We start from the raw sequence: 23722 nt of genomic DNA on the forward strand, positions 1-23722 counted from the left end.
GGACATGCCTGACGATCAGCCGGCGGTTCCCGACGTCGATCGGCTGGCCCGGTCGATGCTACTGCTGCACGGTGATCATCACGATCACAACGATTCCCCCGAGCAACACCGCACATGTGGATCCTGGTCGAAGTCAAGGGATTTCGCTGACGACCCGCAGCGTGCTGCCGCGGTGCGCGAAGCCAGCCGCGCCGAGCGCGACCGTTATCTGACCTCAGGCCTGCAACCGGTGGATTGCCGGTTCTGCCATGTCACGGTGACCGTAAAGAGGCTGGGGCCGGGTCATACCGCTGTGCAATGGAACACCGAGGCGTCGCGGCGCTGCGCGTACTTCACCGAGCTGCGGGCACGCGGCGGGGATTCCGCACGCACCAGGTCCTGTCCCCGGCTGACCGACAGCATCGAACACGCAGTGGCCGAGGGCTACTTGGAGCACCACGACCCAAACCGATAACGTCGCACACCCGCTTGCCGCGGGATACGGTGCCGCATCCGGCACGGTGCCACCGAGGCGTACGGTTTGTGACGGCGGTTCCGGGACTGAGCTTCCTATGAAGCCTCTCCGGTGTGCGCGAGTCGATCGAGGCGCACCAGAGCATCGTGTTCGCCGCCCTGGCGGTCAGAACTGGATTGAACACCAAACAGGTTGGAGCATCAAGAAATTCGTTCAAACACTACGTCGCTACCGCACCGTGACCCCGCGCCGGCAACCACACCCTCCGTGCGGGACCTTCAGGGTCCGATGCAAGAGCACCGGTCTGTTGGATGGGGATGCGACTCGTAGGCGATGCCCTGTCCATTCACTCGAGATCCATTCACTCGAGGTCGACTTCGCCCGGCCCGCCCCGCATCTCACAAAACGAGGGTTTACTGTGACCTTATTGTCGCGCAAAAAGAAAGGCCCGATTCTGAATATTGGGCAGCCAGCCAAATCCGCGGCAATCCTCCTTGTAGAGCAGCTTGAAACCGAGTTCAGAAGCTTTTGATTCGAGATCAGCGTCGGTGATACCCCATTGCCAGATGTCTGGTATATCGCGCCACGGCTTGTCATGATCCGGGTGCTTTTTATCGAGTTTTTGAAAGAGATCTCTATAAGCCTTGTTAAGTTTGCTGTGCGGGACGTTACGAAAGTAGTGCTTTTCACCCAGATCCAACAATCTAACTGTGGTTGTTGAACCTATCCATTGTTGATTATAAATCAGCAAACAACGTACATTCTTTGCGTACATATCCAGGATAGTGTCCCAATCAGGCGACACTTGGTGCAGCAGCACATCGAATAGGAAGAGGGCGTCGACATTACCGACTTTATCGGCAATCTCCTGGTCTCCGAAGTTCCCCTCAATAACGCGAAGTTGCGGATATGAATTTGCACGGGCCGCGACTGTTGGAGTTATGCGGCCATCGACCAATACTGCCTCTTTTACCGGGTACTTATCCAGGGCGCGAAATGTATAGGCGCCTTCCACTCCCCAAACGGCACCGAGATCCGCGAACGACTCTATGCGACATGATGTGAAAGCCCGATCTATCAGGTTGATTTTGCCTCTAACGAGCCAATAGCCACCCTGTCGTAACCGATCCAACATCATTTCACCTCAAATACGTGTGTTCAACTGGCGTCTCGCTGGATGGTAGATCACCGCTAGCTGGTCCAGTATGCCGCCTGCCATGAGCTTGGGACCAGTGTGATCTGCTTGTGCCAGGGGGAGGACGGGACCACCTTGATTGCCAGTCACGGGACCACGGCGCGCCGCGTCGGTGGTCTTTTCGCTTATTCGTGCGATCGTCGTGACAGCTCAAGTCACGGGAGGCGGCGGGCATGGCTTTTCGGGAGGTCAGTATGAACAAGATCAGGGAAGTGCTGCGGGTCTGGCTGGGGGTGGCCGGGTTGCCGGCCCCGGGGTGCCGCACGATCGCCGCGCATTGCGGTATGGACCGCAAGACGGTGCGGCGCTACGTGGAGGCCCGCGCAGGCACCCGGTCTGCCCCGCGACGACGATGTCAGCGCTATCGATGACGGGTTGATCGGGGCGGTCGCCGACGCGGTGCGTCCGGCCCGGCCGGATGGTCATGGTGCGGCGTGGGAGCAACTGCTGGGGGTAGCGAACTGTTCACTACCCCCTGGCAATCAGGTGGTCCCGTCTCCCTGGCAAGCGACAGCTCGGGCAATCCACCTGGTAATCAAACAATTTCGGGCGGCTGGCGAGTTGTCGCGCTGAGGCGGGCAAATTGCGTATCTGCTCGACCAATGCGACGCGGCTGGCCAAACAGCACACCGAATCACAGCCCGGCGAACCGCTCTTTGACCATTTCGACCGTGAGCCCGTAGTCAGCCAACGAATAGGAATGCTTTGGGGCCCGGGCACCGCTCTGGCTCTCGGCGTGGACGGTTGTCATTGCCTGTCGAGCCTCGTCGGACAGCGTCAACCCGAAGTGCCGGTAGATATCTGCCACCGTACCCAGCGGATCGGCAATCAAGTCGTGGTAGTCCACGTCGTAGAACTGGGCCGAATCATATTTGGCCCGTGCGGCATTGAACCGCTCCAGCCCACGCGACCAGGTGTCCATCGCGTCCGCACCGATCTGGGCGCCCACAAACTTCGTCGACCACCCTTCTGTGGTGTGCTGCGCCAGCGAGCACATCGACGCCATGATCGTCTCCACCGGCCGGTGAGTCTGCACCACCAGGGCATCGGGATAGGTCGCCATCAGCGCATCCAGGGCAAATAGATGACTCGGATTCTTTAGTACCCACCGCTTTTCGGCATCGTTGAGCCCAATCAGCTGCAGGTTGCGGCGGTGCCGGCAATACGACGGCGTCCAGTCCTGGCGTGACAACCAGTCGGCATAGCTGGGTACATGCGCCAGCGCCTCGTACGACACCGAATGCAGCGACTGCCGCAACAGCTGCCAACACTCCTCCAACTCGTAGGCCGCCATGAAATGCAAGCCGGTGTATCCCGGATTCTCGGCATGATGCTGGGTGAACTGTGCATCGAGCTGGCGATACAACGGGTTTGACTCCCAGGTCTCGCGCGGGGGGCGCGGCTGCGGGTACTCGGCCAGCCACATGTGCAGGCCTTGGTGGGCCGGGTCGGCGCCCAGCAGCCGGTGCAGCGCAGTGGTTCCGGTGCGCACCAACCCGGTGACGAAGATAGGCCGTTTGATGGCAACGTCGACGTGCTCCGGATACTGCTTCCACGCGGACTGGGACAGTAGCCTGGCCACCAGCGCACCGCGCAGGAAGAACCGGTTCATCTTGCTGCCCAACACGGTGAGGCCGGCTTCGCCCTGGTAAGCGTCCAGCAACACACCCAGCGCCTCACGGTAGTTGTCGTCGTCGGTGCCAAAATCGTCGAGACCCACCAGTTTGGTAGCCGATGCGTGCAGTTCGTCGACGGTGGCCACATCTTTCCGATCGGGACGCCGAGTCATTACGTGTGGTACTCCCCGCAATTGACGTCCAGGGTCTGCCCGGTGATGCCGCTGGCCAGGTCGCTGGCCAGGAAAAGAATCGCTGAGGCCACCTCGTCTTCGGTTGGCAGCCGTTTGAGATCGGAGTTTGCCGCGGTCGCCTGATAGATCTGATCCACGGTAGTGCCGTATTTGCCGGCCTGATGGTCGAAATAGCTTTTCAGCGTGTCACCCCAGATATAGCCGGGTGCAACGGAATTGACGCGAATTCCCTGCTCGCCCAGTTCCGTGGCCAGCGAATGCGACATAGCTAGCAGTACGGACTTGGCCATCTTGTAGGTGCCGTATTTCGGCTGCGAGTGCCGGATCACCATGGAGTTGACGTTGACGATCGCGCCGTGAGACTGCGCCAGCGCGGGCGTAAACGCCTGGATGAGTCGTAGCGTCCCCAGCGCGCTGAGCTCTATCGCGTCACGGATGTGCTCAAATGTGGTGCCGGCCAATGGTTTCATCGATGGCACCCGGAACGCGTTGTTGATCAGCACGTCGGCCTTGCCGTACGCCGCCAGCGTGGCCTGCACAAGGTTGCTTACGTCGTCGTCGTCGGTGATGTCGGTGCGCACCGCCACCGCCCGTCGCCCGGTGTCGATGATCTGCTTGGCGACGTCGTCGAGACGCTCCGCGCTGCGCGCAGCCAGCACCAGATCGGCGCCGTCTCGCGCACATCGGTGCGCCAGCGTCGTGCCCAGCCCCGGTCCGACGCCACTGACGACGATCACCTTGCGCTTGAGCATCCCGGTCATCCCAGCATCCTGGTCGCGATTTGCCGTTGACGCAACGCAATTCGCGCCCGCCAATCATCCTCGGAAATCTTGTTGTGCTGGTAATGCGGCAGTGCCGCCGGGATGGCGTCGAAGTCGACCAGTTCGACGGTGGGCCCATCGGCCTCGGTGAGCTCACGGGATACCCGCTGCCAGCGGAACTGCAGAAACCCGCGCCGATGGCCGAGCGTTTCCACCCAGTTGGTCACACCCGGATTCTGCTCGGCGACCACGATGCGCACCTTGCCATCCGGGTCCGCTTGGGCCTGGCTGGCATTCAACGAGGTCTGATGATTGATATAGTCCAGCGAGATGTACCACATGCTGCCCAACTGAAACCCTAAGTAGGGGGCGTCGCTCACCGGCACCGTGATCACCAGCGCTTGACCCGGCCGCAGCTCGAAATGACCGGCCGACGAGTATTGGGTGGCCAGGCCACCGGGAGTCAACCGAGGCGCCACCATGGTGTTAACCGGGATATTGAGGTAGAACCACTGGGGAAACTGTAACCAGGTTTTCACCCGGTTCACAAGCTGGGATCCCGCTGTGGCATAACGCTTTTCCATGAGCTCGCGAGTCAGCGGCGGCGGCGCGGTGCCGACGGTGTCCAGCCTGGCGATGGCCAGCGTGCCGCGCTGTTGTGACCAATCGCCGTACACCTCCCGGATCACTAGTTGCCCGGGAGCGCTGGGCCGCAACCGCCATTCGAAGCTGCCGTCCGCGGCGATGTCGAGCTCACGGTCGTCGAACGCGGCCTGGCTGGCCGGCACGTTATAGTCGGTGTACTCGCCGCCGAGCAGCTGAAAGCTCAGGTCGGTGGTGGTGCCGCGCCGTCCGCTGACCACATAGTCGCGGTTGGCCTGCAGCCGGGTGCCGAAGTAGAGGGTGTCGGGGTTGTCCAGGCCCATCTTCGTGAACGGCCCTGTTCCGGACTGCAGGAACGGGTGGTCACGCTCGTAGTCGAAGGCCAGGTGCATGCAGCCCGCGATGCAGCCGGCCAGGTATTGCAGCCCTTCGAGCAGGTCGGCTTCAGTCTCGATGTGCGGGGCGGCGGCTACCAGCTGCTCGGCTTCTGCGATCGCCTCGCGCAGCGGGTCGGAGTACACGACTTCGACACTAGAACGTGTTCCTGTTTTGCGTCAATGGCGAACATCTGCCCCCGTCATTTACGGCAATTGAAGACAAAGCCCGCTCGCTTCCAGAGCCCTGCGCACGAGCTACCCATTATTGATCTAGCTTATTGTTGCGTTATACGACAGTCTGAGCAGTATATTGTCCGCTATATGTGTATTCGTAGCGGCGTGGATTGACGCGAGGCTGGTCGAGACCCGGTCCGTGAGATGCGCCGGAAAGGGTGTCGCGATGCGGAACTCTACTGACCGTCCAGCGGCGGCTAACGAAGTCTGCATCCGCGACAGCCACCCAATGACGCGCCTGCCGTTGCGATCTCAGCACTGACGGCAGCCCGGCCTATCCGCGACCAGCTAGGGAAAGGCATTCGCAGATGTTCATGGATTTCGCGATGCTTCCGCCGGAAGTCAACTCGACACGGATGTATAGCGGGCCGGGAGCGGGCTCGTTGTGGGCCGCCGCCGCCGCCTGGGATCAGGTGTCGGCGGAATTGCAGTCGGCGGCGGAGACCTACCGCTCGGTGATCGCCAGCCTCACCGGCTGGCAATGGCTGGGTCCATCGTCTGTGAGGATGGGTGCGGCGGTCACCCCGTATGTTGAGTGGCTGACCACCACCGCCGCGCAGGCAAGGCAGACGGCCACCCAGATCACCGCGGCCGCGACCGGATTTGAGCAGGCGTTCGCCATGACGGTGCCGCCACCGGCAATCATGGCCAACCGTGCACAGGTGCTATCGCTGATAGCGACCAACTTTTTCGGCCAGAACACCGCGGCGATTGCGGCCCTGGAGACCCAGTACGCCGAGATGTGGGAACAGGACGCCACCGCCATGTACGACTACGCGGCCACCTCGGCGGCAGCGCGGACTTTGACACCATTTACCTCCCCGCAGCAAGACACCAACTCAGCCGGTCTGCCGGCGCAAAGCGCCGAAGTCAGCCGCGCGACCGCCAACGCCGGCGCCGCCGACGGCAACTGGCTGGGAAACCTCCTGGAAGAAATCGGAATACTGCTGCTGCCGATCGCGCCCGAGCTGACACCCTTTTTCCTGGAGGCGGGCGAAATCGTCAATGCGATACCTTTCCCGAGCATCGTCGGGGACGAGTTCTGTTTGCTCGACGGCCTACTGGCTTGGTACGCAACGATCGGCTCGATCAACAACATCAATTCGATGGGTACCGGCATCATTGGGGCCGAGAAGAATTTGGGGATCTTGCCCGAGCTAGGGAGCGCGGCTGCGGCGGCCGCTCCCCCACCAGCCGACATCGCCCCGGCGTTCCTCGCGCCGCTGACCAGCATGGCCAAGTCACTATCGGACGGAGCACTACGCGGCCCGGGCGAAGTTTCGGCCGCGATGCGCGGCGCGGGTACCATCGGGCAAATGTCGGTGCCGCCCGCCTGGAAGGCGCCCGCGGTCACCACCGTCAGGGCGTTCGATGCCACCCCAATGACCACACTGCCCGGCGGCGACGCCCCCGCCGCTGGAGTGCCTGGACTGCCCGGGATGCCAGCCTCGGGGGCCGGACGGGCTGGCGTGGTGCCCCGATACGGCGTACGGCTGACCGTGATGACACGTCCACTCTCGGGCGGGTGACATCAGTGCGTGATGGCGGCGCACCTTGACCGTCGCGCATTGCGCTTCCAACACCAACGAACTGGGACTGCAGTAGTAGCGCAACCGCGCTTGGAGCGGGTCCCCACCGGTTATGGCATTCGATACCGCACCAAAGCGAAATCAGTTCCCGAACCCCGACCGCTGGTTCTCGCTGTTGAAGCCGCCCGAGTTGTGGACGCCCGAGTTGAAGAATCCGGAGTTTAAGACGCCCGAGTTTGCGATACCCACCGTTTGGGCGCCGGTGTTTCCGAAACCCGCCGCGATGACGGTGCCGACCGCGTTTTGCAGGCCCGAGTTGTTGCTGCCCCCGTTCTGGAACCCCGAGCTGCCAACGCCCGTGTTGAAGAAGCCCGAGTTGTTCGTGCCGGCGTTGCCGAAACCCGAGTTCGGGCCGGAGCCGGTGCCGACGGCGCCGAACCCGGTGTTGAGCGAACCCGCGTTGAAGGCGCCGGTGTTAGTGAGGCCCGAGTTTGACCAGCCGGTATTTCTGACGCCGGCGTTGAAATCACCGGTATTGCCTTGTCCGGAATTGAAGTTGCCCGTGTTGATGCTGCCCGCGTTGAAGCTGCCCGCATTCAACTGGCCCGAGTTCCCGAAGCCGAGGTTTATTGCGCCGCCGTTTCCGAAACCGGTATTCACGCCCCCGGCGTTTCCCATGCCCGTGTTGAGCGAACCCGAGTTCCCGAAACCGGTGTTATGGCCCGCCACGAACGGGCCCACGGTGGCCCCCGAGTTTCCGATGCCCACATTCGCGTCGCTGGAGTTGCCGATACCCAGGTTGCCGTTGCCGGAGTTGAAGAAACCGACGTTGTTGGTGCCCGAGTTGAACAAGCCGATGTTTCCGCTGCCCGAGTTCAGCCCACCGATGCCCACCTGGTTGTTGCCGGTGAGCCCGAAGCCGATGTTGCCGTTGCCGGTGTTGCCGAAACCGATGTTGCCAATGCCGTTGTTGCCGAAGCCCCAGTTGCTGCTGCCGGTGTTCCCGGCGCCGATGTTGCCGCTGCCGGCGTTTCCGGTGCCGACGTTGTTGTTGCCGGTATTCCCGAACCCGACGTTGGAGTTGCCGGTATTGCCGCTGCCCAGGTTGCTGTTGCCGAGGTTCCCGTTGCCGACGTTCCCACTGCCTGGAAGTCCCGCCCTCCCGTTGCCGCTGCCGAAGTTGCCGTTGCCGACGTTCCCGCCGCCCACGTTGGAGTTGCCGATGTTGCCGCTGCCCAGGTTCGCGTCACCCCGGTTCCCGCTGCCCAGGTTGGTGTTACCGATGTTGCCGTTGCCGGTGTTCAGGTCGCCGGTGTTGCCGCCGCCCAGGTTGGCGTTGCCGATATTGCCGATACCCAGGTTCGGCAGCTGCTGCAGCGCCTGCTGAAAGGGCACCAACTGCTCGGCCGCCGCCGAGGCCCCGGAGTGGTAGCCCACCATCGCGGCCACATCCGCGGCCCACATCTGTTCGTAGGCGCCCTCAACGGCCGCAATCAGCGGCGCGTTCAGCCCGAACCAATTCGACATCACCAACTGCGCAAACGCATTGCGGTTGGCCGCCACCAGCAAAGGGTGCACCGTCGCCGCCCGTGCCGCCTCGAACGCGCTGGCCACCGCCTTGGCCTGGGCCGCCGCCCCCGCGGCCCGGGCCGCCGCAGCGCTCAACCATCCCGCATACGGTGCCGCCGCCGCCGCCATCGCCGCCGCCGCCGGCCCCTGCCACGCCTGACTTGCCAAGTCCGAGGTCACCGACCCAAACGAGGACGCCGCGGACCCCAACTCTGCGGCCAGCCCGTCCCAGGCCACCGCCGCCGCCAACATCGGCGCCGAACCTGCACCCGTGAACATCCGCAACGAATTAAGCTCCGGCGGCAATACCGCATAGTTCATGACCCCGTCCCTTCCCGACCTGACAATCAGTCAGAACCGTAGGACAAACCGGGTCGGACCATCTGCGTTTCCGTGAAATCCGCGAACCAGCGGTGTCGTCAATGCGTTACGGCCGCACCGCTATCCAGCTCGCGTTTGATTTCCAGCGCGATGTCGATGAGCTGGTCTTCCTGGCCACCGATGAGCTTGCGCTGACCGGCCCGGTGCAACAGCGCCGACGCCGGCACGCCGTAGCGCTCGGCCTGGCGGACCGCATGCTTGAGGAAGCTGGAGTAGACCCCGGAATACCCCATGATCAACGCGTTGCGGTCGAGCAGACATTCGGCCGGCATGGCCGGGCGCACCACGTCCTCGGCGGCGTCGGCAATGTCGAAGAAATCAATGCCGGTCTTGACGCCGATCTTGTCGAACACCCCGATCAGCGCCTCGACCGGCGCGTTACCCGCCCCGGCGCCGAAACGCCGGCAGGACCCGTCGATCTGCTTGGCGCCCGCGCGCACCGCCGCCACCGAATTGGCCACCCCGAGACCGAGGTTCTCGTGCCCATGAAAGCCCACCTGGGCGTCTTCGCCGAGCTCGGCGACCAGGGCCGACACCCGGTCGGCCACGCCGTCGAGCACCAGGGCACCGGCGGAGTCGACGACGTAGACACACTGGCAGCCGGCGTCGGCCATGATGCGGGCCTGGGCGGCCAGTTTCTCCGGCGCAATGGTGTGGGCCATCATCAAAAACCCGACGGTTTCCAGACCCAGTTCGCGGGCCAGCCCGAAATGCTGGATCGACACGTCGGCCTCGGTGCAGTGGGTGGCGATCCGGCAGATCGACCCGCCGTTGTCCCGCGCCTCTTTGATGTCGTCCTTGGTGCCCACACCGGGCAACATCAAAAACGCGATCCGGGCCTCTTTCGCGGTCGCCGCGGCCAGCTTGATCAGCTCCTGCTCAGGGGTTTTCGAGAAGCCATAGTTGAACGATGAGCCGCCCAGGCCGTCGCCGTGGGTCACCTCGATCACCGGCACGCCAGCGGCGTCTAGGGCGGCCACGATGGCACCGACCTCGTCCTTGGTGAATTGGTGGCGTTTGTGGTGCGACCCATCCCGCAGCGAGGTGTCCGTGATGCGGACGTCCCACATATCGGTCATCGCGCTCCTCCTACAACCAGCGTCTCCTTGGCGATCTCCTCGCCCACCTTGGTGGCCGCCGCGGTCATGATGTCCAGGTTGCCCGCATAGGGCGGCAGGTAATCCCCGGCGCCCTCAACCTCGACGAACGTGGTGACCAGCGCCTGCCCGCCCGAGTTGATCGACGGCTCGTCGAACTGCGGTTCGTTGAGCAGCCGGTATCCAGGCACGTAGGTCTGCACCTCTTTGACGACGTCGTGGATGGAGGCGGCGATCGCTTCGCGGTCGGCGTCGGTGGGGATGGCGCAAAAGATGGTGTCGCGCATGATCATCGGCGGGTCGGCGGGATTCAAGATGATGATCGCCTTGCCGCGGGCGGCCCCGCCGATGGTCTGGACCCCACGGGCGGTGGTCTTGGTGAACTCGTCGATGTTGGCGCGCGTGCCCGGTCCCGCTGAAACGGAAGCCACCGACGCCACGATCTCGGCGTAGGGCACCTCCACGATCCGAGACACCGCGTACACGATCGGAATGGTCGCCTGTCCCCCGCAGGTGATCATGTTGACGTTCGGCGCGTCCAGGTGCTCGCGCAGGTTCGCCGGCGGGATCACCGCCGGACCCACCGCCGCCGGCGTCAGGTCGATGGCCCGGATCCCGGCCTCGGCGTACTTGGGCGCCGCGTCCCGGTGCACGTAGGCACTGGTTGCCTCGAACACCAGGTCGGGTTTATCGGGCTGCGCCAGCAGCCAGTCCACCCCCTCGTGGGTGGTCTCCAAACCCAGCTTGGCCGCGCGCGCCAGGCCATCGCTCTCCGGGTCGATGCCCACCATCCAGCGCGGCTCCAGCCACTCCGATCGCAGCAGCTTGTACAGCAGATCGGTGCTGATATTTCCCGACCCGACAATCGCCACTTTTGCCTTGGACGGCATGTTGCTCCCCTTATTCGAACGACAACCGGACCAAACCCAGCCCGGTGAAGTCGGCGACAAACTCGTCGCCGGCCCGCGCCTCGACCGCGAACGTGCATGACCCGGGTAACACGATGTCGCCTTTGCGCAGCCGCACGCCGAAACTCTCGACCTTGCCGGCCAGCCAAGCCACCGCGGTCGCCGGGTTACCCAACACCGCATCACTGCGGCCCTCGGCCACCACCTCGCCGTTGCGGGTCAGCTTCGCATCGATCGCCCTGACGTCAAGATCGGCCGGCGGCACCCGGGCCGCGCCCAACACGAAGCCCGCCGCCGAGGCGTTGTCGGCGATGGTGTCGCAGATCTTGATCTGCCAATCCTTGATCCTGGTGTCGATCAGCTCGATGGCGGGCACCAGGGCCTCGGTGGCCGCCAGCACGTCGTCCTCGGTGCAGCCCGCACCCGGTAGGTCGGCGGCCAGGATGAAGCCCACCTCCACCTCAACCCGCGGAGACAGGTACCGGGACGCCTGGACCGGCGTGTCTTCGAACACCTGCATGTCGTCGAGCAGGTGTCCGTAGTCTGGTTCGTCAACCCCCATCATCTGCTGCATGATCGGCGACGACAGCCCGACCTTATGACCCACCACGCGGGCACCCTCGGCCACCCGCTGCCGGATGTTGATCAACTGGATCTCGTAGGCGTCGACGACATCGATCTCGGGATGGGCGGCGGTCAGTTGACCGATCGGGTCGCGGCTTCGCTCGGCTTGTGCTAGGTCGGCGGCCAGCTCATCACGGGTGGCATCACGGAGCATTCGGCGAAGTCCCCTCGTAGGCGTGACCGGGCCAGTAGCGCCCGACCCGAGCAATTCTATAACGTGTTCTACATGACTGTGCAGGAGTTCGACGTCGTGGTGGTCGGCAGCGGCGCCGCCGGCATGGTTGCTGCGCTGGTCGCCGCTCACCGAGGTCTCTCGACGGTAGTCGTCGAGAAGGCCCCGCACTACGGCGGCTCCACCGCACGCTCGGGCGGCGGCGTCTGGATCCCCAACAACGAGGTCCTCAAGCGCCGCGGCGTTCGAGATACACCGGAGGCGGCACGCACCTATCTGCACGGCATCGTCGGCGAAATCGTCGAGCCGGAACGCATCGATGCTTACCTCGACCGCGGGCCCGAGATGCTGTCGTTCGTGCTGAAGCACACGCCGCTGAAGATGTGCTGGGTACCCGGCTACTCCGACTACTACCCCGAGGCTCCGGGCGGCCGCCCGGGCGGACGTTCGATCGAGCCGAAACCGTTCAACGCGCGCAAGCTTGGTGCCGACATGGCCGGGCTGGAGCCCGCGTATGGCAAGGTTCCGCTCAATGTGGTTGTGATGCAGCAGGACTACGTTCGCCTCAATCAGCTCAAACGTCACCCCCGTGGCGTGCTGCGCAGCATGAAGGTCGGCGCCCGCACGATGTGGGCGAAGGCAACAGGTAAGAACCTGGTCGGCATGGGTCGAGCCCTCATTGGGCCGTTGCGGATCGGGTTGCAGCGCGCCGGAGTGCCGGTCGAACTCAACACCGCCTTCACCGATCTTTTCGTCGAAAATGGCGTCGTGTCCGGGGTATACGTCCGCGATTCCCACGAGGCGGAATCCGCTGAGCCGCAGCTGATCCGGGCTCGCCGCGGCGTGATCCTGGCCTGTGGTGGTTTCGAGCATAACGAGCAGATGCGAATCAAGTACCAGCGGGCACCCATCACCACCGAGTGGACCGTGGGCGCCAGCGCCAATACCGGTGACGGCATTCTCGCCGCCGAAAAGCTCGGCGCAGCACTGGATCTGATGGATGACGCTTGGTGGGGCCCGACGGTACCGCTGGTCGGCAAACCATGGTTCGCGCTCTCGGAGCGCAACTCTCCCGGTTCGATCATCGTCAACATGTCAGGCAAGCGATTCATGAACGAATCGATGCCATACGTCGAAGCCTGTCATCATATGTACGGCGGCGAACACGGCCAGGGGCCCGGACCGGGCGAGAACATTCCGGCGTGGCTGGTGTTCGACCAGCGATACCGGGACCGCTACATCTTCGCGGGACTACAACCAGGGCAACGCATTCCGAGCAGGTGGCTGGATTCCGGCGTCATCGTCCAGGCCGATACCCTTGCGGAGCTGGCCGGCAAGGCCGGTCTACCCGCGGACGAACTCACTGCCACCGTCCAGCGTTTCAACGCATTCGCCCGGTCCGGTGTCGACGAGGACTACCACCGCGGGGAAAGTGCCTACGATCGCTACTACGGCGACCCGAGCAACAAGCCCAATCCGAACCTCGGCGAGGTCGGCCACCCGCCCTATTATGGCGCCAAGATGGTTCCGGGCGACCTGGGGACCAAGGGCGGTATCCGCACCGATGTCAACGGACGTGCTCTGCGGGACGACGGCAGCATCATCGACGGCCTTTACGCTGCAGGCAATGTCAGTGCCCCAGTGATGGGACACACCTACCCCGGTCCGGGCGGCACGATAGGCCCGGCGATGACGTTCGGGTACCTGGCGGCGCTGCACATTGCCGATCAGGCGGGAAAGCGCTGATATGCCCATCGACTTGGACGTCGCGCTGGGTGCACAGCTACCGCCCGTCGAATTCTCTTGGACCAGTACCGATGTGCAGCTCTACCAGCTGGGACTGGGCGCCGGCTCTGATCCGATGAACCCCCGTGAGCTGAGTTATCTGGCGGACGATACACCGCAGGTGTTGCCGACGTTCGGCAACGTCGCGGCCACCTTCCACCTCACCACACCACCGACCGTCCAGTTTCCGGGCATCGATATCGAGCTCAGCAAGGTGCTGCACGCCAGCGAGCGAGTCGAGGTTCCCGCCCCGCTGCCGCCGTCGGGTTCGGCCAGGGCGGTCACCCGGTTCACCGACATCTGGGACAAGGGCAAAGCCGCGGTAATCTGCAGCGAAACGACGGCGACCACACCGGACGGCTTGCTGCTGTGGACGCAGAAGCGGTCGATCTATGCCCGTGGCGAAGGCGGATTCGGCGGCAAGCGCGGGCCGTCGGGATCAGATGTCGCGCCGGAGCGGGCGCCCGATCTGCAGGTCGCGATGCCGATTCTGCCGCAGCAAGCGCTGCTCTACCGGCTCTGCGGCGACCGCAACCCGCTGCACTCGGATCCCGAATTCGCCGCTGCCGCAGGCTTTCCCCGGCCTATTCTGCATGGCCTGTGCACCTATGGGATGACCTGCAAGGCGATCGTCGATGCATTGCTGGACTCCGATGCGACGGCCGTGGCCGGCTACGGCGCACGCTTTGCTGGCGTGGCGTACCCGGGCGAGACGCTCACGGTCAACGTGTGGAAGGACGGCCGCCGCCTGGTGGCCAGTGTCGTCGCACCCACTCGTGACAACGCTGTGGTGCTCAGCGGAGTGGAGCTGGTGCCGGCATAGCGGTGCGGTCGGCGCTAAAGGTTTGGTGAGACTGCGGATTTCGCAGAAGTCGACATGACATTGCTGCTATGGTCTGCGGTGACGGGGCCGTCGCAGTGGTGGCGCGGCGGTTGGGCCGAGCCGGCGGGATGTTGTCATGGCGGATTTCTTGACGTTGTCACCAGAGGTGAATTCGGCCCGGATGTACGCGGGTGGGGGGCCCGGGTCGCTATCGGCGGCCGCGGCGGCCTGGGATGAGTTGGCCGCCGAACTGTGGTTGGCGGCGGCCTCGTTCGAGTCGGTGTGCTCCGGCCTGGCGGACCGTTGGTGGCAAGGGCCGTCGTCTCGGATGATGGCGGCGCAGGCCGCCCGCCATACGGGGTGGCTGGCCGCGGCGGCCACCCAGGCAGAGGGAGCAGCCAGCCAGGCTCAGACGATGGCGCTGGCCTATGAAGCGGCGTTCGCCGCAACCGTACACCCGGCGCTGGTCGCGGCGAACCGCGCCCTCGTGGCCTGGTTGGCGGGGTCGAATGTGTTCGGGCAGAACACCCCGGCGATTGCGGCCGCCGAGGCCATCTACGAGCAGATGTGGGCTCAGGATGTTGTCGCGATGTTGAACTACCATGCGGTGGCCTCGGCGGTCGGGGCGCGGTTGCGGCCGTGGCAGCAGTTGCTGCATGAGCTGCCCAGGCGGTTGGGCGGCGAACACTCCGACAGCACAAACACGGAACTCGCTAACCCGAGTTCAACGACGACACGCATTACCGTCCCCGGCGCATCTCCGGTGCATGCAGCGACGTTACTGCCGTTCATCGGAAGGCTACTGGCGGCGCGTTATGCCGAGCTGAACACCGCGATCGGCACGAACTGGTTTCCGGGCACCACGCCAGAAGTGGTGAGCTATCCGGCCACCATCGGGGTCCTTAGCGGCTCTCTTGGCGCCGTCGATGCCAACCAGTCCATCGCTATCGGTCAGCAGATGTTGCACAACGAGATCCTGGCCGCCACGGCCTCCGGTCAGCCGGTGACGGTGGCCGGACTGTCGATGGGCAGCATGGTCATCGACCGCGAACTTGCCTATCTGGCCATCGACCCCAACGCGCCACCCTCGAGCGCGCTCACATTCGTCGAGCTCGCCGGCCCGGAACGCGGTCTTGCCCAGACCTACCTGCCCGTTGGCACCACCATTCCAATCGCGGGGTACACCGTGGGGAATGCGCCCGAGAGCCAGTACAACACCAGCGTGGTTTATAGCCAGTACGATATCTGGGCCGATCCGCCCGACCGTCCGTGGAACCTGTTGGCCGGCGCCAACGCACTGATGGGCGCGGCTTACTTTCACGATCTGACCGCCTACGCCGCACCACAACAGGGGATAGAGATCGCCGCTGTCACGAGTTCACTGGGCGGAACCACGACAACGTACATGATTCCGTCGCCCACGCTGCCGTTGCTGTTGCCACTGAAGCAGATCGGTGTCCCAGACTGGATCGTCGGCGGGCTGAACAACGTGCTGAAGCCGCTCGTCGACGCGGGCTACTCACAGTACGCCCCCACCGCCGGCCCTTATTTCAGCCACGGCAACCTGGTGTGGTAGTTAACCCAGGATCAGCCCGGACGTAGGCACCCCGGTGCCCGCGGTGACGAGCACATGCTCGACGCCCGCCACCGGGTTCACCGAGGTGCCGCGCAGCTGCCGCACCCCCTCCGCGATGCCGTTCATGCCATGGATGTAGGCTTCGCCGAGTTGACCGCCGTGGGTGTTGATGGGCAGCCGCCCGCCCACCTCGATCGCGCCGTCGGCGATGAAGTCTTTCGCTTCGCCCTTGCCGCAGAATCCCAACTCCTCCAACTGAATCAGGGTAAACGGCGTGAAGTGGTCGTAGAGGACTGCGGTCTGGACATCGGCCGGCGTCAGCCCCGACTGCGCCCATAGCTGCCGGCCCACCAGGCCCATCTCGGGCAGGCCGTCGAGTTCCGGCCGGTAGTAGCTGACCATCGTGTACTGGTCTGGACTGCAGCCCTGCGCAGCCGCCTCAATGACCACCGGGCGCTGCTTGAGGTCCCGTGCGCGCGCAGCTGACGTCACCACGATCGCGACCGCGCCGTCGGTCTCCTGGCAGCAGTCCAGCAGCCGCAGCGGCTCGGCGATCCACCTCGAATTCTGGTGGTCCTCAATGGTTATCGGCTTGCCGTAGAAGTACGCCTTGGGGTTGTTGGCGGCATGCTTGCGGTCGGCCACCGAGACAGCACCGAAGTCCCGGCTGGTCGCACCAGACAGGTGCATGTACCGGCGAGCGATCATCGCCACTTGCGCGGCGGGCGTGGAGAGCCCGTGCGGATACGAAAACGAATTGTCCACGCCGGTGGAGTCGGCATTCTCGGTCAAACGAGTTTGCACCTGACCGAACCGCATGCCGGATCGTTCGTTGAATGCCCGATACGCCACCACGACGTCAGCCACCCCGGTGGCCACTGCCATAGCGGCGTGCTGCACGGTCGCACATGCGGCGCCACCGCCGTAGTGGATCTTGGAGAAGAACGTCAGCTCGCCGATGCCGGCCGCACGCGCCACGGCGATTTCGGTGTTGGTGTCCATCGTGAACGTGGTCAGCCCGTCGACATCGGTCGGGCTCAGGCCCGCATCGGCCAACGCATCCAACACCGCCTCGGCCGCCAGCCGCAGCTCACTTCGACCGGAGTTCTTCGAAAAGTCGGTGGCGCCGATACCGACGATGGCCGCCTGACCCGATAACACTACGAATCCCTCATCGAAAGTTCCACCGTCGCGGTCACGTGGTCGCCAAGGGTATTGCGGCCCACCACCTTTACCGTGATCAAGCCGTCGTTCACCGCGGTCACCTCACCGGAGAACGTCACCGTGTCGTAGGCGTACCACGGCACCCCCAGCCGCAGCCCAATCGACTTGATCAGCGCCGACGGGCCCGCCCAGTCGGTGACGTAGCGTTGCACCAGCCCGGTGTCGGTGAGGATGTTGACGAAAATGTCTTTCGACCCCTGGGCGACGGCCTTGTCTCGATCATGATGCACATCCTGGAAGTCCCTGGTAGCCAGCGCCGTTGAGACGATGAACGTCGGGTCTCCGTAGAGCTTCAGCTCAGGCAGCACAGCACCAACAACCGTCATTCGTCAGGCTCCCATGCGTAGAGGCTCCAGTCGGGGAAATCGATATAGGTCGCTCGTACCGGCATACCGATCGCAACACGAGCAGGATCGGCCCCCCGCAGCTCGCCCAGCATGCGTACCCCTTCCTCGAGCTCCACCAGCGCGATCACGAAGGGCACCGTGCGACCCGGAACTTTCGGCGCGTGATGCACCACGAAGCTGAACACCGTGCCGCGACCGCTGGAGACGACGTAGTTGATCGGCACCGATTTGTCTTGCCACACCGCCGGCACCGGTGGGTGCCGCAGGCTGCCATCGGCAAGCCGCTGGATCCGCAATTCGTGGGCCTTGACTCCATCCCAGAAAAACGCGGTGTCCCGCGACGACGAGGGACGCATCATAGCGTCGGGATCCAAATCGTCAGGCACCGAGCTCGGAGAACCCGCGGGCTTGAATTTGAGGATGCGCCAATTCATCTCTGCGACGTCCTCGTCCCCGACTTGCCATACGATGTGCTGGTTGATGAACCAGCCCTCGCCGAGCGCGGTTTGCTTGGGTCCGACGACGTCACCGAGCTCGGCGCTGATGCTGACTTGCTCCCCGGGCAATAGGTAGCGGTGGTAGGTCTGCTCGCAGTTGGTGGCAACCACACCGATGTAGCCGGCGTCGTCGAACAGCTTGATGATGGGTCCCAGCGGATCGTCCTTCGGACGCACTCCGCCCAGACCCATCATGGTCCACACCTGAATCATGGCCGGTGGCGCGACGATTCCGGGGTGGCCGGCGGCGCGAGCCGCCGCGTCGTCCACATAGATGGGGTTGCGGTCGCCGATGGCCTCCACCCAGTTGTTGATCATCGGCTGGTTCACCGGGTCACGGGCCAGGCGCGGCTTGCTGGGCCCGGCCGCCTTGATCTGGGCAACCGCTTCCTGAATGTCGCTCACCCCGGTCACCTGGGCACCCTTGGCACTTTGAGGCCAGACGCGGCGATCATCTCGCGCATGACTTCGTTCACACCCCCGCCGAAGGTGATCACCAGGTTGCGCTTGGTCTGGGCGTCCAGCCAGCGCAGTAGCTCGGCGGTGTCGGGTTCGGCGGGGTTGCCGTACTTGCCAACGATTTCCTCGGCGAGCCGGCCGGCACGCTGAACACGCTCGGTGCCAAAGACTTTCGTGGCCGCGGCATCGGCCATGTTGATGTCCTCACCGGCGGACGCTACCTGCCAGTTGAGCAACTCGTTGATCCGCCAGATCGCACGAATCTCACCAAGAGCCCGCTTGACGTCGTCGTGGTCGATCGGCGTCACGCCGTTGCCACCCGGCACGGACGCCCACGCGTGCACCCGGTCGTAGATGCTGGCGAACCGCCCGGCCGGGCCGAGCATTACCCGTTCGTTGTTGAGTTGGGTGGTGATCAGCCGCCAGCCGTCGTTCTCCTTTCCGACCAGCATGTCGACCGGCACGCGCACGTCGTTGTAGTACGTGGCATTGGTGTGGTGGGCGCCGTCGGCCAAGATGATCGGCGTCCAGGAATAGCCGGGATCCTTGGTGTCGACGATTAGAATGGAAATGCCTTTGTGCTTAGCGGCATTCGGGTCGGTGCGGCAGGCCAGCCAGATGTAGTCGGCGTCGTGTGCGCCGGTGGTGAAGACCTTCTGGCCGTTGACGATGTAGTGGTCGCCGTCGCGAACGGCGGTGGTGCGCAACGACGCCAGGTCGGTGCCGGCTTCCGGCTCGGTGTAGCCGATCGCGAAGTGCGCCTCACCGGCCAGGATCGCCGGCAGGAACTTCTTCTTCTGCAGCTCGCTGCCGTGCGCCTGCAGCGTGGGGCCGACGGTCTGCAGCGTCACCGCGGGCAGCGGCACGTCGGCGCGATGGGCCTCGTTGACGAAGATCTGCTGCTCGATCGGACCAAAACCCAGACCGCCGAACTCTTTCGGCCACCCAACACCGAGCCTGCCGTCCCGGCCCATGCGCCGTATCACCGCACGGTAGGCCGGGCCGTGCCGGTCTTTCTCCATCTCCGTGCGCTCGTCGGGCGAGATGAGATTCGAAAAGTATTGCCGTATCTCGGCTTGCAGCTGGCGCTGCTCCGGCGTCAGGTCAATGAACATCGCGCTCCCAGGAGCTCAAGGCGATGCGAGGGCCCGCCCAGCAGCCGGGTGAGGTCCTTGATCGTGGAGTAGTAGCGGTGCATCGGATACGTGACGTCCATCCCCATGCCGCCGTGCAGGTGATGGCAGATTTGCATCGCCGGCGGCGCCTGCGATGTCACCCAGTACCCGAGGACGCCCAGATCATCTCCCGCATCCAGATCCTCGGCCAGTCTCCAGATCACCGACTTGGCCACCAGGTCAATGGTGCGCGAGGCGATGTAAACCTCGGCGAGCTGCGCGGCCACGGTCTGGAAGGTTGACAGCGGCTTACCGAACTGCTTCCGGTTCGCCACGTAGTCGGCGGTCAGCCGCAGCGCCCCGGCGACCAGCCCGTCGGCGTATGCACCCATGACGGCCAGCGCTAGCTGATTGACCCGGTGCGCGGCTACATCCGCCAGGATGTCACAGTCGGCAACCGCCACGCCGTCCATCGTCATCACATACTCGTCTGAACCATTCGATGTGGGCGTACGAACCATGCGCACACCGTCGGCCGTCGGCGACACCACCACGACGGCGTTGTCGGCGGTCACCAACATCCAGTCCGCCTGTTCGGCGTAGCCAACACCGACTTTGGTGCCCGACAACCGCCCACCCACAAAGCTAGTGGCAGGCCGATCCGGCAGCGCCGCCCCGGGCTCGTTGAGCGCGGCGGTCAGTACTCCTCCCTTGGCCACCCCGGCCAGGAAGCGGTCCTGTTGCTCGGCGGATGCCAGCTCGAGCAGCGGCACCACCCCAAGACCCAGCGTTGCCAGCGCCGGCGTGACGGCGCCGTGGCGACCCACCTCGGTGAGCAGCGCGCCGACTTCGAATAGGCCCACGCCGTCGCCGCCGAGACGTTCCGGCACCGGCAGCGCCGTCACACCACCGCAGACCAGCGCCTCCCACGAGATGTCCCGCTCCAACACCGACGTGACCACGTCGGCGACGGCTTGCTGTTCCGCAGTGGGATCGAAATCCATTAGTGAGCAACCGGGCATCTACCGGTGTAGTCGACCTGCCAGTGCTTAATGCCGTTGAGCCAGCCGGACCGCAGCCGCTCGGGCGCCGAGATCGGCTTGAGGTCGGGCATGTGGTCGGCTACGGCGTTAAAGATTAGGTTGATCGTCATCCGGGCCAGATTCGCACCGATGCAGTAGTGAGCGCCGGTGCCGCCGAAGCCGACGTGCGGGTTGGGGTTGCGCAGGATGTTAAATGTGAACGGATCCTGGAAAACCTCTTCGTCGAAGTTAGCCGACCGGTAGAACATCACCACCCGCTGACCCTTCTTAATCTGTACGCCGGACAACTCGTAGTCCCGCAGCGCGGTGCGCTGAAAAGCGGTGACCGGGGTTGCCCAGCGCACGATCTCATCGGCCGCGGTCTCCGGACGCACTTTCTTGTACAGCTCCCACTGGTCGGGGTGTTCAGCGAACGCCATCATGCCCTGGGTGATGGAGTTGCGGGTGGTCTCGTTACCGGCCACCGCCAGCATCACCACGAAGAAGCCGAACTCGTCGTCGGAGAGCTTCTCGCCGTCGATATCGGCTTGGATCAACTGAGTCACGATGTCGTCGGCGGGGTTCTTCGCCTTCTCCTCGGCCATCTTCATCGCATAGCCGATCAGCTCCGCCGAGGACGCCTTCGGATCGATGTGGGCGTATTCCGGATCCTCGTTGCCGGTCATCTCGTTTGACCAGTGGAACAGCTTGCCGCGGTCCTCCTGCGGCACGCCCAGCAAGCCCGCGATCGCCTGCAATGGCAGCTCACAGGAAACCTGCTCGACAAAGTCTCCAGAACCCGCGGCGGCCGCCTCCGCGGCGATCTTCTGGGCGCGCTCCTGGAGCTCGTCATGCAGGCGTCCGACCGCACGTGGCGTGAAGCCGCGAGAGATGATCTTGCGCAGCCGGGTGTGGTGCGGCGCGTCCATGTTGAGCATGACGAAGCGCTGAACCTCGATGTCCTCACGCGCGATGTCGTTCTTGAATCGCGGGATCACCCCGTTTTCGTAGCTGGAGAACACGTCGCTATGCCGCGATATCTCTTTGACGTCGTTGAGTTTGGTGATCGCCCAGAAACCGCCGTCGTGAAAGCCGCCGCCCTTGCCAGGATCCTGCCCGTTCCACCAGATCGGCGCCGCGGACCGCAGCTCGGCGAATTCGGCAACCGGCAGCCGTTCGGCGTAGATTGCGGGGTCGGTGAAATCGAACCCGGGCGGCAGATTGGGGCTGGGCACGGTAGTTCTCCTTACTGCAATCTCCACTGACTGGTGATTCCACGACACTAGCTGTCCTAGTGAGGACCTTCTGCCAGTAAAACATGCCTTCACCGCAGACAAAAGGCATTGAAGCAACCTTGCTTGTCATAGTAATGAAACGTGTTCTAGCCTGGCCCCATGGGTTACCCGGTCATCGTTGAAGCCACCCGCAGCCCCATCGGCAAACGCAACGGATGGCTGTCGGGGCTGCATGCCACCGAGTTGTTGGGCGCGGTGCAAAAGGCGGTGGTCGACAAGGCCGGCATCCAGTCCGGCCTTCACGCCGGTGACGTCGAACAGGTCATCGGCGGTTGCGTGACCCAGTTCGGGGAGCAATCCAACAACATCAGCCGGGTGGCCTGGCTGACGGCCGGTTTGCCCGAACACGTCGGCGCCACCACCGTCGACTGCCAGTGCGGCAGCGGCCAGCAGGCCAACCATCTGATTGCCGGGTTGATCGCGGCCGGTGCCATCGATGTCGGCATCGCCTGCGGCATCGAGGCGATGAGCCGGGTCGGGCTGGGCGCCAACGCCGGGCCGGACCGCTCGCTGATCCGCGCGCAGTCATGGGATATCGACCTGCCGAACCAGTTCGAGGCCGCCGAGCGGATCGCCAAGCGGCGCGGCATCACCCGCGAGGACGTGGATGTCTTCGGGCTCGAGTCGCAGCGACGCGCGCAGCGGGCCTGGGCGGAGGGCCGCTTTGACCGCGAGATCTCGCCGATCCAGGCGCCGGTGCTCGACGAGCAGAATCAGCCCACCGGCGAGCGGCGCCTGGTCTTTCGCGACCAGGGCCTGCGCGAGACCACGATGGCGGGGCTAGGCGAGCTGAAACCGGTGCTCGAGGGCGGCATCCACACCGCGGGCACGTCGTCGCAGATCTCCGACGGCGCGGCAGCCGTGTTGTGGATGGACGAAGCCGTGGCACGTGCGCACGGCCTGACCCCGCGGGCCCGGATCGTCGCCCAGGCACTCGTCGGCGCCGAGCCCTACTACCACCTGGACGGCCCGGTGCAGTCCACCGCGAAGGTGCTGGAGAAGGCCGGCATGAAGATCGGCGACATCGACATCGTCGAGATCAACGAGGCGTTCGCGTCCGTGGTGCTGTCCTGGGCGCGGGTGCACGAGCCCGACATGGACCGGGTCAACGTCAACGGCGGGGCGATCGCGCTGGGGCATCCGGTGGGCTGCACCGGCAGCCGGCTGATCACCACCGCCCTGCACGAGCTCGAGCGCACCGACCAGAGCCTCGCGCTGATCACCATGTGCGCCGGCGGGGCCCTGTCCACCGGCACCATCATCGAGCGGATTTAACCTAGCTGCGGCAGGGCACCGTGCGGCGTGACTGCAACATGAAGCGACCGATGATTAGATAGCGAGGCGGACGCGCGCCTTTGGCGACCCTTGGTCGCTAGGATCAGCGTCATGCCGAAATCACCGCCGCGGTTTCTGAATTCGCCGCTCAGCGACTTCTTTATCAAGTGGATGTCACGGATTAATACCTGGATGTACCGCCGCAACGACGGGGAGGGTCTGGGCGGCACCTTCCAGAAGATTCCGGTCGCGCTGCTGACCACCACCGGCCGCAAGACCGGCCAGCCGCGGGTCAACCCGCTCTACTTCCTGCGCGACGGTGGGCGGGTCATTGTCGCGGCCTCCAAGGGCGGCGCGGAGAAGAACCCGATGTGGTACCTCAACCTCAAGGCCAACCCCAAGGTTCAGGTACAGATCAAAAAGGAAGTGCTGGACCTTACCGCGCGGGACGCGACCGACGAGGAGCGCGCCGAATATTGGCCACAGTTGGTCACGATGTACCCAAGTTATCAGGACTACCAGTCCTGGACCGACCGCACGATCCCGATCGTGGTTTGCGAACCCTGACCGTTCCCAACTTCGCCGAACGT

21 protein-coding genes are annotated in these 23722 nt (G+C 64.3%); 7 read left to right on the forward strand and 14 right to left on the reverse strand.

Annotated features, from left to right (window positions below):
• Positions 1–4 precede the first annotated feature (4 nt).
• On the forward strand, positions 5–454 hold the full coding sequence (locus tag Rv3527; protein ID NP_218044.1) for a hypothetical protein: 450 nt from the start codon (positions 5–7) through the stop codon (positions 452–454).
• A 424-nt stretch (positions 455–878) separates the two neighbouring features.
• Here the strand turns inward: Rv3527 and Rv3528c are convergent, their stop codons facing one another.
• The 4 genes from Rv3528c to Rv3531c form a co-directional block, all read right to left on the reverse strand.
• Entirely contained in the window at positions 879–1592 is a 714-nt protein-coding gene (locus Rv3528c; RefSeq protein ID NP_218045.1) for a hypothetical protein, read from the reverse strand.
• Between the two features lie 691 nt (positions 1593–2283).
• Positions 2284–3438 (reverse strand): hypothetical protein, encoded by a 1155-nt coding sequence (locus tag Rv3529c; protein NP_218046.1) that lies wholly within the window; start codon positions 3436–3438, stop codon positions 2284–2286.
• A complete protein-coding gene (locus Rv3530c; protein NP_218047.1) occupies positions 3438–4220 on the reverse strand; it encodes an oxidoreductase in 783 nt (260 codons plus the stop codon). The genes Rv3529c and Rv3530c overlap by 1 nt, the downstream gene beginning before the upstream one ends.
• Positions 4217–5344: a hypothetical protein gene (locus tag Rv3531c; protein NP_218048.1), complete on the reverse strand. Its 1128-nt coding sequence runs from the start codon at positions 5342–5344 to the stop codon at positions 4217–4219. Before Rv3531c ends, Rv3530c begins: the two co-directional genes overlap by 4 nt.
• Before the next feature lie 398 nt (positions 5345–5742).
• Between Rv3531c and PPE61 the strand changes: the two genes are divergently transcribed.
• Positions 5743–6963: a PPE family protein PPE61 gene (gene PPE61, locus Rv3532; RefSeq protein ID YP_177984.1), complete on the forward strand. Its 1221-nt coding sequence runs from the start codon at positions 5743–5745 to the stop codon at positions 6961–6963.
• A gap of 141 nt (positions 6964–7104) precedes the next feature.
• Here the strand turns inward: PPE61 and PPE62 are convergent, their stop codons facing one another.
• The 4 genes from PPE62 to hsaE all read right to left on the reverse strand — a co-directional run bounded on the left by PPE62 (position 7105) and on the right by hsaE (position 11696).
• Positions 7105–8853 (reverse strand): PPE family protein PPE62, encoded by a 1749-nt coding sequence (gene PPE62 / locus Rv3533c; protein ID YP_177985.1) that lies wholly within the window; start codon positions 8851–8853, stop codon positions 7105–7107.
• A 98-nt stretch (positions 8854–8951) separates the two neighbouring features.
• Positions 8952–9992, reverse strand: a complete 1041-nt coding sequence (hsaF, locus tag Rv3534c) for a 4-hydroxy-2-oxovalerate aldolase (RefSeq protein NP_218051.1) — start codon at positions 9990–9992, stop codon at positions 8952–8954.
• Complete coding sequence (hsaG, locus tag Rv3535c) at positions 9989–10900, reverse strand: acetaldehyde dehydrogenase (RefSeq protein NP_218052.1); 912 nt, start codon at positions 10898–10900, stop codon at positions 9989–9991. Before hsaG ends, hsaF begins: the two co-directional genes overlap by 4 nt.
• A gap of 10 nt (positions 10901–10910) precedes the next feature.
• Positions 10911–11696, reverse strand: coding sequence for a hydratase (gene hsaE / locus Rv3536c; protein NP_218053.1), 786 nt, complete (start codon positions 11694–11696; stop codon positions 10911–10913).
• A gap of 72 nt (positions 11697–11768) precedes the next feature.
• Here hsaE and kstD point away from each other — a divergent pair, with 72 nt between their 5' ends.
• The 3 genes from kstD to PPE63 all read left to right on the forward strand — a co-directional run bounded on the left by kstD (position 11769) and on the right by PPE63 (position 15898).
• A complete protein-coding gene (kstD, locus tag Rv3537; protein NP_218054.1) occupies positions 11769–13460 on the forward strand; it encodes a 3-oxosteroid 1-dehydrogenase in 1692 nt (563 codons plus the stop codon).
• Between the two features lies 1 nt (position 13461).
• The gene (locus tag Rv3538; protein ID YP_177986.1) at positions 13462–14322 is read left to right on the forward strand and encodes a dehydrogenase; all 861 of its coding nucleotides are present in this window, start codon (positions 13462–13464) and stop codon (positions 14320–14322) included.
• 136 nt (positions 14323–14458) lie between these two features.
• Positions 14459–15898, forward strand: coding sequence for a PPE family protein PPE63 (gene PPE63 / locus Rv3539; protein YP_177987.1), 1440 nt, complete (start codon positions 14459–14461; stop codon positions 15896–15898).
• Here the strand turns inward: PPE63 and ltp2 are convergent, their stop codons facing one another.
• The 6 genes from ltp2 to cyp125 are packed head-to-tail and all read right to left on the reverse strand — an operon-like array spanning position 15899 to position 21845.
• Positions 15899–17059: a lipid transfer protein gene (gene ltp2 / locus Rv3540c; protein ID NP_218057.1), complete on the reverse strand. Its 1161-nt coding sequence runs from the start codon at positions 17057–17059 to the stop codon at positions 15899–15901. It abuts the gene before it with no gap.
• Positions 17059–17448 (reverse strand): hypothetical protein, encoded by a 390-nt coding sequence (locus tag Rv3541c; protein NP_218058.1) that lies wholly within the window; start codon positions 17446–17448, stop codon positions 17059–17061. The genes ltp2 and Rv3541c overlap by 1 nt, the downstream gene beginning before the upstream one ends.
• Entirely contained in the window at positions 17445–18380 is a 936-nt protein-coding gene (locus Rv3542c) for a hypothetical protein (RefSeq protein ID NP_218059.1), read from the reverse strand. Before Rv3542c ends, Rv3541c begins: the two co-directional genes overlap by 4 nt.
• Complete coding sequence (gene fadE29, locus Rv3543c; protein NP_218060.1) at positions 18377–19540, reverse strand: acyl-CoA dehydrogenase FadE29; 1164 nt, start codon at positions 19538–19540, stop codon at positions 18377–18379. Before fadE29 ends, Rv3542c begins: the two co-directional genes overlap by 4 nt.
• Entirely contained in the window at positions 19525–20544 is a 1020-nt protein-coding gene (gene fadE28, locus Rv3544c) for an acyl-CoA dehydrogenase FadE28 (protein NP_218061.1), read from the reverse strand. Before fadE28 ends, fadE29 begins: the two co-directional genes overlap by 16 nt.
• Positions 20544–21845, reverse strand: a complete 1302-nt coding sequence (gene cyp125, locus Rv3545c) for a steroid C26-monooxygenase (RefSeq protein ID NP_218062.1) — start codon at positions 21843–21845, stop codon at positions 20544–20546. The genes fadE28 and cyp125 overlap by 1 nt, the downstream gene beginning before the upstream one ends.
• A 111-nt stretch (positions 21846–21956) precedes the next feature.
• Between cyp125 and fadA5 the strand changes: the two genes are divergently transcribed.
• Together fadA5 and ddn are read left to right on the forward strand one after the other, a co-directional pair.
• Positions 21957–23132, forward strand: a complete 1176-nt coding sequence (gene fadA5 / locus Rv3546; RefSeq protein NP_218063.1) for an acetyl-CoA acetyltransferase FadA — start codon at positions 21957–21959, stop codon at positions 23130–23132.
• A gap of 111 nt (positions 23133–23243) precedes the next feature.
• Positions 23244–23699, forward strand: a complete 456-nt coding sequence (ddn, locus tag Rv3547; protein NP_218064.1) for a deazaflavin-dependent nitroreductase — start codon at positions 23244–23246, stop codon at positions 23697–23699.
• The last annotated feature ends 23 nt before the right edge of the window (positions 23700–23722 follow it).

Origin of the sequence: Mycobacterium tuberculosis H37Rv (assembly GCF_000195955.2) — a bacterium.
GTDB lineage: Bacteria > Actinomycetota > Actinomycetes > Mycobacteriales > Mycobacteriaceae > Mycobacterium > Mycobacterium tuberculosis.

Excerpts from the sequence above, each read along its gene's own strand:
- hsaF (NP_218051.1), bottom strand. The coding sequence starts at position 9,992 with ATGACCGATATGTGGGACGTCCGCATCACGGACACCTCGCTGCGGGAT.
- hsaE (NP_218053.1), bottom strand. The coding sequence starts at position 11,696 with ATGCTCCGTGATGCCACCCGTGATGAGCTGGCCGCCGACCTAGCACAA.
- PPE63 (YP_177987.1), top strand. The coding sequence starts at position 14,459 with ATGGCGGATTTCTTGACGTTGTCACCAGAGGTGAATTCGGCCCGGATG.
- ddn (NP_218064.1), top strand. The coding sequence starts at position 23,244 with ATGCCGAAATCACCGCCGCGGTTTCTGAATTCGCCGCTCAGCGACTTC.
- Rv3541c (NP_218058.1), bottom strand. The coding sequence starts at position 17,448 with ATGACGGTTGTTGGTGCTGTGCTGCCTGAGCTGAAGCTCTACGGAGAC.
- Rv3527 (NP_218044.1), top strand. The coding sequence starts at position 5 with ATGCCTGACGATCAGCCGGCGGTTCCCGACGTCGATCGGCTGGCCCGG.
- Rv3528c (NP_218045.1), bottom strand. The coding sequence starts at position 1,592 with ATGATGTTGGATCGGTTACGACAGGGTGGCTATTGGCTCGTTAGAGGC.
- kstD (NP_218054.1), top strand. The coding sequence starts at position 11,769 with ATGACTGTGCAGGAGTTCGACGTCGTGGTGGTCGGCAGCGGCGCCGCC.
- fadA5 (NP_218063.1), top strand. The coding sequence starts at position 21,957 with ATGGGTTACCCGGTCATCGTTGAAGCCACCCGCAGCCCCATCGGCAAA.
- Rv3538 (YP_177986.1), top strand. The coding sequence starts at position 13,462 with ATGCCCATCGACTTGGACGTCGCGCTGGGTGCACAGCTACCGCCCGTC.
- fadE29 (NP_218060.1), bottom strand. The coding sequence starts at position 19,540 with ATGTTCATTGACCTGACGCCGGAGCAGCGCCAGCTGCAAGCCGAGATA.
- PPE61 (YP_177984.1), top strand. The coding sequence starts at position 5,743 with ATGTTCATGGATTTCGCGATGCTTCCGCCGGAAGTCAACTCGACACGG.
- Rv3529c (NP_218046.1), bottom strand. The coding sequence starts at position 3,438 with ATGACTCGGCGTCCCGATCGGAAAGATGTGGCCACCGTCGACGAACTG.
- hsaG (NP_218052.1), bottom strand. The coding sequence starts at position 10,900 with ATGCCGTCCAAGGCAAAAGTGGCGATTGTCGGGTCGGGAAATATCAGC.
- Rv3530c (NP_218047.1), bottom strand. The coding sequence starts at position 4,220 with ATGACCGGGATGCTCAAGCGCAAGGTGATCGTCGTCAGTGGCGTCGGA.
- fadE28 (NP_218061.1), bottom strand. The coding sequence starts at position 20,544 with ATGGATTTCGATCCCACTGCGGAACAGCAAGCCGTCGCCGACGTGGTC.
- PPE62 (YP_177985.1), bottom strand. The coding sequence starts at position 8,853 with ATGAACTATGCGGTATTGCCGCCGGAGCTTAATTCGTTGCGGATGTTC.